Source organism: Sphingobacterium sp. JB170, from assembly GCF_900163865.1.
Lineage (GTDB): Bacteria > Bacteroidota > Bacteroidia > Sphingobacteriales > Sphingobacteriaceae > Sphingobacterium.
Window position 1 is genome coordinate 501,216 of sequence record NZ_FUKU01000026.1, and the last position, 14,753, is coordinate 515,968.

Here is a 14,753-nt window from a genome sequence, read left to right on the forward strand (position 1 = left end):
TACTCAAATGAGAAATCGCCCTTTTTGCCGCCAAAAAGTAGGTTCGTTGAAGTAAAGAAAGCGCAGGATAGCTTTTGCTTGCCACACTCGTCCGGATTGTTTAACTGATTTACCGGACAGGTATACGTAATACCGTGAACGAATAAGGAGCAAATGTCTCGTTGATCATGTTTCCATTATAACTCGCAGTTTTAGTCACGGGCTGAATAGCCAGCGGCTGCTCGATGCTATTGGAAACATTTAAGTCCACATTTGCTAAGGTTATCTTTGCGGCTTCACCACTAATCTTTTTCTTGGAATCAAGATGAAAATTAACCGATTTCAAGCTGCTGTTGTAATTTACGAACTTTACGATCAACTCCTTTGTTTGCTTGTCGTATACGCTAGAAGCATAGAGACCATCGATGCCCGTAACATTCTCTCCGGCATACTTCATCGGGATGATATCGTTCCCTTTATGCAACGAAAAGAGTTTCTGAACATGGTAGCTCGGCGTTCCGTATACATTTAAATTATCCACCCAAATTAGATCGGGCGACCACTGCCAGCCGTCGACATGTCCAAATAATGGTGCATAAGAGGCCATCTGTACGACATCGCCATTACGCTCCAGACCGGTCATAAATGCGGCCTCCGAGAGGGCTGCCTCCCACGTGCTACGTCCCGGACCATTTGGGCGCGTGGTGTGCGATGCGTATTCACCTGCAAAAATCTTCGAGCCACTGCGGTCATAATCATCATACCGCGCTGCACCCGAGAGAAACCATGCCGGCGGACGGTAGTAATGTTCGTCAATGATATCGATCTTCATTGCACGTAATTTTTCATCCAAATATTCAAATCGCTCTCCGTCGGGACCTGTCCCCGAGCTCGCGATAATCTGGATTTCGGGGTGCTTTTGCCGGAGGATGTCTTTAAATATAGCTAATCGTTCTACGTATTGCGGGCCCCAGTTTTCGTTACCCACGCCGAGCATTTTCAAATTAAAAGGAGCTGGATGTCCCATTTCTGCACGTACCTTACCCCAAGGGGTTTCTACGGCGCCATTGGCAAATTCAATCAGATCTAGTGCATCTTGCACATACTCATCCAGTTCATCCAACGGCACAACCTCGCCGGTATTAAATTGACAGGCCATTCCGCAGTTCAAAATGGGCACCGGCTCGGCACCGATATCTTCGGAAAGCAGGAAATACTCGTAAAAGCCGAGTCCAAAACTTTGAAAATAATCGGGTGTTAACCGTTGTGAGAACTCTGTATTCCAGCGGTTAATAATAAGCTCGCGCTCCTGAATAGGACCTACGGTTTTCTTCCACTGAAAGCGTGTAGCTAGATCTCTACCTTCGACGATACATCCGCCAGGGAATCGTAGAAACCCGGGTTTCATATCATCGAGTATTTGTACCATGTCCTTTCGTAGCCCTTTCTTGCGTCCCTTCCAGGTGTCATGCGGAAATAACGACAACATATCGACCTGAACTGTTCCGGTTCCATGGAACCAAACGTTAAGTTTTGCCGACGCGTTAGTGGCCTTTGCGGAAAAATTAACCGAACCACTCTGCCACCCGTTACCATCTTGAAGAGGCAGTAGTCCTTCGCTCAGCACATTATTCGCCGAATCGACTAGCTCCACATGTAATTTTAGTCCCGGGGAAATTTGGCGGTACAACAACGAAAATTCGTAATTTTCGCCTTGCTTTATCCCCATCCCGCGGAAGCCTTCATTTTGCAGCCCTATAATGCTATCGGTCTTCTTGTTAATTCGTAACGAACGTCGATTTCCTTTGCGCTTACCGTCATTAATGATCAGCATTGCGCCTTCAGGTAGTTCGCCTAGCTGCTTCCAACCCATCAGCGGGCTGTCGAATTCAAAGGATCTATTTTTAACCAATTCGGCGTAAATACCACCGTCGGCACCTAGATTAATGTCTTCGAAGAATACGCCCCACATCGATGGTGATATCTCCCCAGTAGGCGCATCAAGGGCAATTTTCATTTCGACGGGAGCCTGCGCAAAGAGACTACCGACCAATAGGGTGACTACGGCGGTAAATTTTAGTTTTTTTTTCATCACTCGCTTAAGTTAATTCCAGTACGATTACCGAAAATGCGGGAATATCAATTTCTATTTCCCCCCCGCTAAGCTTAGCTCCCTTGTACGCTTTAGGTGTAATCGTTTGAGGTGATTCGAAGGTGTTATAATCACGTAGATTTTCGGTTTTCAGTATGCGTCCCTGTACAGTTGAAATATGTATTTCGCCTAAAGCAACGGATACCTTCTTACTTTTATGCGGATCAACATTAACGAGCGAAAGGTGCACCTTACCGTGGGCATCTTTCGATGCCGATGCCGAAAGGGCTGGAATGCTTTCCGAACCATACTTGAAGCTATCGCTGGAGAGCGCTAATGGGATTTGCTGCGCGTCCTGGTGCACTTTATACATCTCCATCACGTGGTAAGTAGGCGTCAAAATCATTTGGTCACCGCGCGTGAGGATTACCGACTGCAATACATTAATAGCTTGGGCCAGATTAGCCATCTTTACCCGTTTGGCATGGTTGTTAAAGATATTTAGGGTCATTCCGGCGAGCATTGCATCACGCATCGTATTTTGCTGATATAAAAATCCAGGGTTAGTTCCGGGTTCAACCTCATACCATCCGCCCCACTCGTCAACAACCAAATCAATTTTAGCCTGCGGATCGTACTTATCCATAATCGCTGTATGCTTTTGGATAAGTTCTTCCATGAACCAACCAGATTTCATGGTCTTAAAATATTGTTCCTCCGAAAATGTTGTCGATGGCCCCTTTTTGTCCCAGTCTATCACGGCATAATGATGCAGCGCCACGCCTTTCATTAAACTGTGCGGGATCTTTTTCATCAACGTTTCAGTCCAGTTATAGTCTGCAGAGTTCGCGCCGGAGGCTATACGATAAAGTCCGTCCTTATTCCCCCAGTCCGACATGAAGGTGGCATACTTTTTATAAATGTCGGCATAGTATTCAGCCGTCATATTTCCGCCGCAGCCCCAGGCTTCGTTACCAACTCCCCAATAACTCACCTTCCAGGGCTGCTCTCGCCCATTTTCCACGCGCAAATCTGACATCGGGCTTTTTCCATCAAAATTCACATATTGCACCCAGTCGGCAAGTTCTTGCACCTCACCGCTTCCTACATTTCCGGAAAGGTAGGGTTCGGTACCTAAAAGCTCGCACATATTTAAAAAATCGTGCGTGCCGAAGGAATTATCTTCGGTAACCCCGCCCCACCAGCTGTTGACAATAGAAGGTCGACCAGCCTTATCTCCAATACCATCTTTCCAGTGATAGGTATCGGCAAAGCAACCGCCAGGCCAACGTAAATTGGGTATTTGCAATTTTTTAAGTGCTTGCACAACGTCGTTGCGCACCCCTTGTGTATGTGCGATACTATCATTCGCTTCTCCAACATAAAATCCGCCATAAATACAGCGGCCTAGATGCTCAGCAAAATGGCCGTAGATATGCTTACTGATAGTAACAGGTTCGTGCGCGGTTTGGAGTGTTACTTTATTTTGTGCGTATAACGAGGCGCTAGCTAGCAATAGCATAGCGCCTAATTTCAAACTTTTTCTCCTCATAATTTAATCCTCCAGGTTAACGTACCGAAAACTTATAAGTCGTTTTTGATGTGTATGTTTGGTTCGGTTCCAATACGGTCGAAGCAAATTTCTCATGATTAGGCGCATCGGGAAAGTGCTGCGTTTCCAAGCAAAATGCTGCACGGAAAGGATACGCGAGTCCCTGTTTACCTTTTGGATCTTCCTGTTTCATGAAATTTCCACTATAAAACTGTAACCCTGGCTCGGTTGTAAGAATTTGCATCTCGATACCCGTTTGTGGAGCATACACCGAGGCAACCTTCTGGAACCCATCTTTCTTGTTCAGCTCAAAGTTGTGGTCATAGCCTCCGCCAATCTTTAGCTGCGCTTCATCCTGATCGATGCGCTCGCCAATGGCATGAGGTTCCCGGAAATCAAAAGCCGTTCCTGCAACCTTGAGGCTTTCGCCTGTAGGAATCAATGTCTCATCGACCTGCGTAATTGCCTCCGCATCCACTTGCAAATGATGATCCAGAATCGTCGAGGCACCTGCACCGTTCAAATTAAAATAAGCATGATTGGTCAGGTTTAGTACCGTTTTCTTATCGGTTGTTGCTTGATAAGCGATATTCAATCCACCTTGACCATCTACCGAATAGGTCACGCTCATGTTTACAGTTCCCGGATAACCAGCCTCTTTGTCTGGCGAAACGTAGGTTAAAGTGACCGATGTATCGTTACTCGCAGCAACATCCCATACCTTATTATACACACCATTGGCTCCACCATGCAACGAGTTTTTCCCGTCATTTTTTTCCAGCTCGTATTTTTCGCCATCAAGTGTAAAGGTCGCATCTCCTATTCGGTTCCCGTAACGTCCAACAACAGCACCATAGAAATTACTTGCATTGTCCTTATACTCCTGAGCCGTATCATAACCCAGGATAACATCTTTTATTGCGCCGGATTTATCCGGTACATTTAAACTCACCAGACGCGCGCCGTAATTAGTTAAGGTTGCCGAAACACCACCATTTTCTAAGGAATAAAGTTTTACGTCTTTCGAGTCGATCGAGGCATCAAACTCTGCCGCGATAGTAGTGCTGCTATCTGCATCACCGCTTGTTGCTTTGTCATTTCGATTGTTCGCTCCCTGCTGACAACCAAAGGTTACCGTCGATGCTATTAAGGCAGCTGCTAAAATGTTGTTTTTCATATTGATTAAGTGTTTATATTGTGTTTTCCTACTTACCAAAAGCGCACATAAATTGCAGTAACTAAAAGTAAAGTAACTACAATAAGTACCAATATGGATGGTTCTACTTTGAACATTTTTTTGTCCAGTGCGAAAGCCTTCGGATTTTCCTTTGGCCCGAAAAGACTGACAATAATCATCAGTGTAATCGTAAAGGCAAATGCCAGCCCCATACAGATTTGAAATGGAATTTCATACTCGCCACTTTTGTTTAAATAGGCTGTATAGATCCAAGTTTCCGGTCCAAACACTTTGGTTGCAAACTCATTAAAGAACACTGAAAGTCCAAAACCCGAAATAAGGCCTGTAATTGCAGCGGCTCCCGTTGTACGTTTCCAGAACATCCCCAATAAGAACATCGAAAATACACCAGGGCTAATAAAGCCCGTGTATTTCTGTATGAAGGTGAATCCACCCGCACCACCGATACCTAAGGTGTCGTTCCATGTGAAAAGTACAGATACTAAGATAGAAACTACAATCGTTATTTTCCCTATCCAAACCATTTTTGCTTCGCTGGCTTCTTTACTGATGTACTTTTTATAAATATCAAGCGTAAAGATTGTAGCAATACTATTAGCTTTACCGGCAAGTCCGGCCACAATGGCTGCCGTTAATGCAGCTAGCGCTAGCCCCTTCATACCACTAGGCAGGTAGCCTAAAATGGCAGAATATGCGTTATCGGCGTGAAATACGCCTCCCGGAGCCATCTCTTCTTGCAAGGCGCCATTCTTATAAAGCACGTAGGCCGCAATCCCCGGTAGCATGACGATAATTGGCATCAACAGTTTTAGAAAACCGGCAAATAAAATACCCTTACGAGCCGTCTTCAGGTCAGCCCCTAGTGCACGCTGGGTAATGTACTGGTTACAACCCCAATAATTTAGATTCACAATCCAGATCCCCGCGAGGTACATTCCAACCCCGGGGAGCATCAAATATTTATTGATTTCCTCCTGCGTGGCGCCAGCACCAGGCTTGTCCACAATCATATTAAAGTGGCCCGGTGAATCTTCCATCAACATGTTGAATCCGGCAATAACATCCTTGCCTAAGCCAAAATGCTCACTCACAAGCGTCAACGCCACATAGGTTGTGGCAATACCACCGACAATGAGCACCACGACCTGAATTACATCTGTAAAACCAATTACGCGCATACCGCCGAGTGTAATTATCACGGCGAAAACAGCTAAAGCGACCATAATAATATGAAAGCTCTCGCCGCCCCCAGCCATACTGGAAATGGCTATCGCACCCAAATATAAGATGGATGTTAAATTTACAAACACATACAGAAATAACCAGAAGACCGCCATAATCAGACTTGTCGTTTCATTATAACGATTATTCAAAAACTGCGGCATCGTAAAGATTTTATTCTTCAGGTATACCGGGATAAACCAGACGGCAACAATGATCAAGGCAACGGCCGCTATCAGTTCATAAGCAGCAACCGCAATTCCGACTTCAAAACCATTTCCGCTCATTCCGATAAACTGTTCAGCCGAAATATTTGAGGCAATCAGTGAGGCACCGATCGCCCACCAAGTTAATGATCCTTCAGCAAGAAAGTAGTCTTTACTACCGCCGGCCGTACTCGTTTTTTTGCGATAGATCCAGTAGCCATATCCAGCTACCAAGAAAAAATAGATTACAAAGATTACATAGTCTACTGTGGCAAATTTTTCCATTTTTATTTATAAAGGTTAGTAAAGAGACTTTCCTTAATCGAACCTGGAGCGCGCAAAGGAAAGTCTCTATCATTTATTTTCTGAGCATGTAGTACAGCTCATTCCATCTGAGTTCATTTTCTAATTTCGTGAGCGTTGTGTCTTCATCGATAGCAACATACTCGATGCCCGCAATACGCGCAAAATCCTCCAAATATTCCGGAGTTAACGATAAGCTATACGCCGTATGATGCGCCCCGCCCGCTAAAATCCATGCACTGCATCCGATTTTCATATCTGGAAGTGGCTTCCAGAGTACGCGTGCCACGGGTAGTTTTGGTAAATCGTTGGTCACCGGCACCCCCTCCACTTTATTAACGATAAGACGGAAACGTGTACCCATATCAACGAGCGAGGCATTTAGCGCTGCGCCGCTAATACCGTTAAACACTAGGCGTGCTGGATCAGCTTTACCGCCGATACCTAGCGGATGGACCTCAACACGCGGCTTACCTGCAGCCAAAGCTGCATCCACCTCTAACATATGCGAGCCAAGAACCATAGCGCTACCGGGCGTGAAGTTGTAGGTATAATCTTCCATGAATGCAGTCGTTCCTTTCAGGCCTGCCCCCATCACTTTGCAAGCACGAACAAGTGCCGGCGTCTTCCAATCTCCCTCACCTGCAAAGCCATATCCATCGGCCATCAAACGCTGAACAGCGATGCCTGGAAGCTGGGCAATGCCATGCAAGTCTTCGAAGGTATCTGTAAACCCTTTGAAGTTACCCTCCACGAGAAATTTGCGAATTCCTATTTCTATGCGTGCTGCTTCTTTCAAGCTATCACGGTTTTCACCACCTGTTTTTACATTTTCAGCCATTTCATAGCTGCGCTCGTACTCGTCGAGCAATTCGTCGATCTCTCGCGCGCTCACCTGCGCGATAACGGCAACCAGATCACCAACAGCATACGTATTAACCGAAAAACCAAATTGCGTTTCCGCTGCTACCTTATCCCCATCGGTCACCGCAACATTACGCATGTTATCACCAAATCGGACAAACTTTGCGCCTTGCCAATCTTGCCAAGCCGCTGCCGCACGGGTCCACACGTTAATGCGTTCGATCACCTCTTCATCTTGCCAGTGCCCGGTAACTACTTTACGCGGAATATTTAAGCGCGAGACAATATGCCCAAACTCCCGGTCGCCATGTGCACTTTGGTTCAAATTCATAAAATCCATATCCATTGTATCCCAGGGGATATCACGATTATATTGTGTATGTAAATGAAGTAGCGGTTTCTGCAACGCTTGAAGGCCACGAATCCACATTTTCGCAGGAGAAAATGTATGCATCCAAGTAATGATCCCCACACAGTTGGTTTGTGCGTTCGCCTGTGCGATTGTATTATAAATCTCTTCACTATTTTTTACAATCGGCTTATACACGACTTGAACGGGTATATTATCATGGGCAGACACGTAACGCGCAATCTCCCTCGCATGTTCTGCTACCTCTAAGAGCGTTTGCTCACCATATAAATCTTGACTTCCTGTAACAAACCAAACTTCAAAAGCTTTTAAATCTATATTCATGTTTTATTTTTGTATTTCGTTATATGTGATGAATTATTCCTGTCCGTAATAGGCTTGACCTCCATGCTTTCGATCGTAATGCTTTTTGATCAAAGCCTCCTTTAAGCGGGGTGCCTGTGGGTTTATTTGTTCCGTCAACATTGCCATTTGTGCAACAGTCTCTAGAACGGCGCTATTATATACCGATTTCTCTCCTGTTTTGCCCCACGCAAACGGTGCATGATTTCCCACTAGCACCATTTCTACTTCGCGATAATCTAACTTCTCCTGCTCAAAATGATTTATGATCTGAAAACCGGTCTCATATTCGTAATTTCCCAATATCATCTCGTCACTCATCGGCGGTGCGCAAGGAATATCTGTCGTTAAATGGTCCGCATGTGTAGTTCCAAAAATCGGAATCGGCCGTTGGCTTTGCGCCCAAGCCGTACCATAGGTGGAATGTGTATGGGTAATTCCGCCGATATCTTCCCACCGTTTATATAATACAGCATGGGTTTTTGTATCCGATGAAGGGCGTAAATTTCCCTCCACCGTATTACCCTCAAAATCCACGATTACCATTTGTTCGGGGCTAAGATCCTCATAGGGAACGCCGCTTGGTTTAATTGCGAACACGCCTTTATCGCGATCCGCAACACTTACGTTGCCGAAGGTAAAAAGTACCAATCCTAATTTTGGCAACTGCATATTGCAGTGAAAAGCTTCTTCTTTTATTGATTTGTACATACTAAAAATTATAAATCATCTCTCAAAACTATAAATTATACGTTAGCACTCTCTATAAATGTGCCCGCTTGCTTATAGTGTTCGTAGCGCTCGCGGTAAAAGCCTACCCGCTTGGGGTTCGGTTCATAAGTACACTCGAACCCCTGCCCCATTGCCTGCATAGCATCTTCCACCTTATTATATAATCCGGCTGCAGTGGCGGCAAACATCGCCGCTCCAATCGCGCATGTTTGCTCTGACTTATGAATACGGATTGGCATATTCATCACATCGGCCATCATCTGCATGATATAGGGTGATTTCTTAGCCACCCCCCCCAATCCAATTAAGCCCTTTACCGCAATTCCCTCATCGATAAAGCGATCGACGATGCTTTTGGCTCCGAAACAAGTTGATTCAACAATAGAGCGGAACACATGTGGAGCGTCAGAACCCAAATCGAGGCCAAATAAAGCGCCTTTCAAAGTCTGATCCGCATCCGGCGTTCGCCGACCATTAAACCAATCTATAGCCCGCTCGCCCGAACTTGATAGTGGCAAGGCTTCGGCCTGTTTGCTTAGCGTCGGGATTATTTTATCTTCCATTGCCTGATTTATCTTTTGCCGCTGCTCGAGGGTGAGATCATTTAGTTCACCAAGTAAATTAGTGAGCGGCCACATTAATAGTTGCTTAAACCATGCATATGCATCGCCAAATGCAGATTGGCCAGCCTCCATTCCGATCATTCCGGGGATAATCGAGCCATCGACCTGTCCACAGATACCATGAACAAGCTTATCTTCAACTTCATTTTTAGGTGCCACGAGCATATCGCAGGTCGATGTTCCCATCACTTTACTCAGGTAATACGGTTCTATTTGCCCACCTACGGCGCCCATATGGCAATCGAATGCGCCAATCCCAACAATCACACTCGTTGGGAGCGTTAACCGTTCTGCCCACTCCGCCGACAGCGTGCCCACTGCTTTGTCTGCTGTATATGTTTGCGAAAATAGTCTAGAGGTTAACCCATCGAGAAGTGGATCAAGTTGTTTAAAAAAGTCGTTGGGGGGCAAACCGCCAAACTCCTCCGCCCAAAGAGATTTATGCCCAGCGGAACACACTCCGCGCTTGATCTGCGCGGCATCGTTACCTCCGGTGAGTAAGAATGGGATATAATCGCAATGCTCAACCCAGCTGTAAGCCGCCTGCCGAACCTGTGAATCAGCCCGAAGGACATGTAAAAGCTTCGCCCAAAACCATTCCGAAGAATATATTCCGCCAACATACTTCAAGTAATCAGTTTCGTATTTTTTTGCGTGATCATTAATCTGCAGTGCCTCGGCAACAGCCGTATGGTCTTTCCACAACACGAACATCGCGTTGGGGTTCTCGGAAAATTCGTCCAAAAGCGCCAGTGGCACGCCCTGTTCATTGATCGCTACGGGTGTAGAGCCCGTTGTATCTACGGAAATTGCTTTCACCTGCTGAGCTATTCCAATAATACCGGACAGCGCTAGGCAGTCCTTAATAGTCGCTTCTAACCCTTCAATATAATCCAAGGGATGCTGACGAAATTGGTTAGCAGCGACGTCACAAAATTCACCACGCTTCCACCGCGGGTAGTAAAATACGGATGAGGAAACTTCCTGCCCATTCGCTGCGTCAACTAATACAGACCTCACGGAGTCGCTTCCATAGTCAACTCCAATCACGTACGATTTATCCATTACTAAACTTCCATTTTTTTAAGGTTTACAAAAAACACATATGCCTCTTCCAGATACTCAAACGATAAGGTATGGAATGCGTGCGTTATCATTATTAGTGTCAAATTAACATTTATATTCTTACAAAATGAAATTTTTATTGTTTTTTTGCAAGAACAATCCATTTGTGGTAAATTATTTTGATTCCACAAACAGATTGATTGATCTACAAAGATTTTTTGTAAATTTCGGTCTAGCGTGAACTAACACCGGATAACCAGATATAAATGCCTGAGAATAAAATTAAAAATAACCAAGAGAATATGGATTATTATAAAAGTCAAGCTGCCTTACTATTAGCGGTGGATTGTATCATATTTGGATTTAATGGGGAATCACTTGAAATACTACTAATTAAACGCGACTTCGAGCCCCACCGCGGTAAATGGAGCTTGATGGGTGGGTTTGTACAGCCCAATGAAAATCCCGACGACGCTGCTTCGCGCGTTCTAAAGAAACTAACCGCGCTCGAGAATGTTTATATGGAAGATTGCGGCATTTTTGGCACGCCTAATCGCGAGCACGACGAGCGCGTGGTCAGTATCGCCTTTTTTGCACTCGTAGACACCCATCAATACGAGCATATCCTATCCAATGAATACGAAGCGCGCTGGTTTCCGTTAGATGATCATCCCGAGCTTATATTCGATCATGATCAAATGATTAATAAAGCAAAACGAAAGCTACGCACTAAAGCCGCGCTATATCCGCTTTTATTTGAGTTGCTACCCGAAAAATTCACGATCCCGCAGATATCTGCGCTCTACGAATGTGTTTACGATATAGAGTTAGACAAAAGAAACTTTAGCCGCAAGCTACTCTCTTCCGGACTTATCATCAAATTGAAGGAAAAAGATAAAGAAAGCTCAAAAAAAGGCGCTTTTTATTTCCGTTTAAATACAGCTATTTATAAAGAGAAAATCATGTCATTTCTGCGCTACTTACCGAGTTGGTCGGTGGAGGACTAAGAACAAAAGCCCGCTAAACGAAAAAGCTACACAGGAACAGCAAAATGTCGATGTGTAGCTTTTTTTGTTTGCGCGTGAATTATTTACCGAGCTCCAGAAGCCCCATTATAAATGGTCCTGTCGCTTTGCCGTCGTTCTCGCGAACACGTTCGCCAACATAATAATCATAACTACCGTCCCGGTACGGATTTCCTCCGAGTCCCGATACCGCATTACATTGTATTAAAGTGAGCGTCCCGTCGGATTCGGTTTTCAACAGCTTTTTCTGGATACCCGCCAAAGTCTTCTCGGCCACCGCGCGATATTTCTTGTCGATATAACCTTTGTTTACCGCTTTCGCATAGGAATACATGAACATACTACTTACCGATGCTTCTTGGTAATTCCGCTCGCGGCCCGGTTGATCAAGTACTTGCGACCATAAGCCGTCGCTATCCTGGTATCGCGGCAAGGTTTCGGCAAGGTCATTAATAATTTGTAGCAGACTATCGCGCTTTGGATAACTCTCTGGTATGAAGTCCAACACATCCACTAATGCCATAAACCACCAACCGTTACTACGTCCCCAAAAATTTGGAGACTGACCAGTTTGCTTATTGGCCCAACGTTGGTTTTTACTCTCGTCCCAGCCATGGTAATAAAGGCCGGTTTTCTTGTCATAGGTATGCTTAGCCGTAACGATAAATTGATTTATCACATCGTCATAATAGGTATCATCGCCGACGAATTTTCCATAAGCTGCAACAAAGGGATCGCCCATGTACAAACCGTCCAACCAGATTTGATGCGGATAGATCAATTTATGCCAATATACGCCCTCATGTGTCCGTGGGTGGTGCTCGAGCTGCTTCATTAACCGCTCAATAGCTAGCTTGTACTTCTGCTTTCCAGTTTTTTCGAAAAGCGGAAATAACACTTTCCCCGAGTTGATATAATCAATGTTATAGGATTCAACCTTATACATATGAATTTCCCCTTGGTCGTTGATAATCGTATCAGCCCATTTTTCCACGTAATCGAAATACTTTTGTTCGTTGGTTTGCTTCCACATTTTCAGCATAGCCATGCCCCCCAGCCCCTGGGTGTAACCAAAGTAAAGGCGTTTCCCATGATCGAACTGCCAGGCTTCCGGAAAGCGTTTCATCTCCGATTCGGCAAACTGCGCCGAGAGCTTTTTAGTTTGTGCACTAGAAAAACCAAAGGCACCTACCAGCACCAATAGACAAAGTGTCTTGTTCAACTTAAATAAGTTTATCATCATACTCTATTTTTAACATTTCTGTTTCGGCGTTCACTTCGTTCAGAAGCTGCCAGCCCACCGATCACCTTTTTAATGGCATGCCCCACCGGTAGCAAATTTATTCCCTCCGCAGCCCAGCTGCGTATCCCTTAATATAAAGGGTGCTGCTGTCCCTGCAGCCCTGGATTATTGTCTATTGTGGAAGTCGATAATGGAAAAAGTTCGACTTTGTTCTTTTCTAACCCGCGGAAAATATTCTGTACCCATACAGCATCGCTCTGCAATGCGTTAGCGAAGAATAAAGAAGAGGAACCGTACATATCCAACACGGTATAACCTTGATTCTCAAGCGCCGCTTTCTCGGTTTGGCTCGGCTGCTCTTTTAGACCAATAAAATCAATCGCAATAACCGGGTCATTAAACACAGTAGCCGGGGTACTTTTATAAGCTCGATACCTGTCTACGTCCTGATATTTACCCTGATGGGCACTAAGAGCCAAAAGATCATGCTTTACCTCATTCAACTTTTCAAATAATATACCCCAGCGTATAAGATCTGTCCTGCGCCAGCCCTCGAAACCAAGCTCTAGCTTGCGTTCCTGCATAATTGCTTCTTTAAATCCCTCGTAGTTTCCCGGTATGCTTCCAATCTTCGAGCGATCATCGCCAAAGGCGCGGAGGCGCACCTGTTCAAGCATCTCCTTAGCTACACCCGAAGGGCCATTGTTCAACTCATTTTCCGCTTCGGCATACATCAACAGTACGTCCGCATAGCGCAAATGAATCCAGTTGATATTGCGCTTGGCAGCAGAAACACCCTGATCGGCTTTCCAGTTTACGCGAAATTTACCGATGGTATTGCTCGCATAGGTATTCATCTCATGCTTACTGTCGCTAGAGATAGCATAGTTTGCAATCGTCACATCTCGACGAAGGTCACCTTCTTTAAACTCAAAATAATAGGTTGGAAAAGCTGCCATCGCAGGCTGCGCTTTGTTATAGAACGAGTTTTGGTGCGCAAACATGCCATTGGTATAACCCATACGTAATTCATTACGATCCTCGCCCAACTGACCATATTCAAACATCGATTCGCTGTTATAGCGTCCGTTCACCAAATCACGGAAAATAGTTTCATAATCTATCAGACTATTCTCGCCGCGCTGCACCACCGCAGCACACGCGTCCCGCGTAATTTCGTAGAGTTCAGTAATGCGTTGTGTATCGCTGCGCCGCGCCAAGGTTACGCTCGATGATGCATAGCTGTCCAAGTCCCAACGAAGCGAGTAGCCAGCAGCGTATAACGCCACACGAGCAAGCAGCCCATAGGCGGCGTTCTTGGTGATGCGTTCTACGGCGAGTCCCGATTCACTTTTCCAGGGAATAAGGTCGATGGCTGTTTGCAAGTCAGCCACACATCCGTCTAAAATGGTATCGCGACTCACGCGTGATGAGGCGAAAGTTTCCATCTCAACGACCGGCACCCTTGGGTAGGGAACGTCACCAAAGTGACGAACCACCTGCAACATATTCATTGCACGTATGGCATAGGCCTCGCCAAGCAACATATCGACTTTCGCTTGATCGGCCTCAGATAAGCCCGTCATCAACGGTATATTTTTAATCAAAATATTTGCCTGTTCCACGCCGGCGTACATCGCTGCATAGGTCGAAGATGGACTTACGGCCGGGCTATAGACATAGTTAGCAACCTGGTTTTTCGAATTTGTCTCGCCCTCAGTTGAAAACACCTCGTCTGATCCCATCCCAAACTGATAAAAAAGCTCTGCATTAAACGTACTGGTGTATGCACCGAGAACGGCCATCTCTACTTTACCCACCTCTTCAAAAATTGTCGAGCTGTCAAAATCTTTTTCTGAGGGTAGATCTAGAAAATCCTTGCACGAGCTCCCCATCAAAAGCAGACCTGCAAATATTATATATATTAATTTCTTCATA

General features: G+C 45.3%; 10 protein-coding genes. 1 reads left to right on the forward strand and 9 read right to left on the reverse strand.

The window, feature by feature from the left end:
• Window positions 1-109: 109 nt before the first annotated feature.
• From FM107_RS07720 to FM107_RS07750, 7 genes are all read right to left on the reverse strand, one after another.
• Entirely contained in the window at window positions 110-2,071 is a 1,962-nt protein-coding gene (locus tag FM107_RS07720; RefSeq protein WP_086947912.1) for an alpha-L-arabinofuranosidase C-terminal domain-containing protein, read from the reverse strand.
• Window positions 2,072-2,078: 7 nt separating this feature from the next.
• A complete protein-coding gene (locus FM107_RS07725) occupies window positions 2,079-3,623 on the reverse strand; it encodes an alpha-N-arabinofuranosidase (protein WP_086947913.1) in 1,545 nt (514 codons plus the stop codon).
• Window positions 3,624-3,639: 16 nt separating this feature from the next.
• Window positions 3,640-4,800 (reverse strand): aldose epimerase family protein, encoded by a 1,161-nt coding sequence (locus FM107_RS07730; RefSeq protein WP_086947987.1) that lies wholly within the window; start codon window positions 4,798-4,800, stop codon window positions 3,640-3,642.
• A gap of 32 nt (window positions 4,801-4,832) precedes the next feature.
• Window positions 4,833-6,533: a sodium/solute symporter gene (locus FM107_RS07735; RefSeq protein ID WP_086947914.1), complete on the reverse strand. Its 1,701-nt coding sequence runs from the start codon at window positions 6,531-6,533 to the stop codon at window positions 4,833-4,835.
• Window positions 6,534-6,606: 73 nt separating this feature from the next.
• Complete coding sequence (gene araA / locus FM107_RS07740; protein ID WP_086947915.1) at window positions 6,607-8,109, reverse strand: L-arabinose isomerase; 1,503 nt, start codon at window positions 8,107-8,109, stop codon at window positions 6,607-6,609.
• A 33-nt stretch (window positions 8,110-8,142) separates the two neighbouring features.
• Entirely contained in the window at window positions 8,143-8,838 is a 696-nt protein-coding gene (locus FM107_RS07745) for an L-ribulose-5-phosphate 4-epimerase (protein ID WP_086947916.1), read from the reverse strand.
• 35 nt (window positions 8,839-8,873) lie between these two features.
• A complete protein-coding gene (locus tag FM107_RS07750) occupies window positions 8,874-10,547 on the reverse strand; it encodes a ribulokinase (RefSeq protein ID WP_086947917.1) in 1,674 nt (557 codons plus the stop codon).
• 266 nt (window positions 10,548-10,813) lie between these two features.
• Here FM107_RS07750 and FM107_RS07755 point away from each other — a divergent pair, with 266 nt between their 5' ends.
• A complete protein-coding gene (locus tag FM107_RS07755) occupies window positions 10,814-11,554 on the forward strand; it encodes an NUDIX hydrolase (protein WP_256959408.1) in 741 nt (246 codons plus the stop codon).
• A gap of 79 nt (window positions 11,555-11,633) precedes the next feature.
• Here the strand turns inward: FM107_RS07755 and FM107_RS07760 are convergent, their stop codons facing one another.
• Window positions 11,634-12,815 (reverse strand): glycoside hydrolase family 105 protein, encoded by a 1,182-nt coding sequence (locus FM107_RS07760; protein WP_086947919.1) that lies wholly within the window; start codon window positions 12,813-12,815, stop codon window positions 11,634-11,636.
• Window positions 12,816-12,943: 128 nt separating this feature from the next.
• Window positions 12,944-14,752, reverse strand: a complete 1,809-nt coding sequence (locus FM107_RS07765) for a RagB/SusD family nutrient uptake outer membrane protein (protein ID WP_086947920.1) — start codon at window positions 14,750-14,752, stop codon at window positions 12,944-12,946.
• Between the last annotated feature and the right edge of the window lies 1 nt (window position 14,753).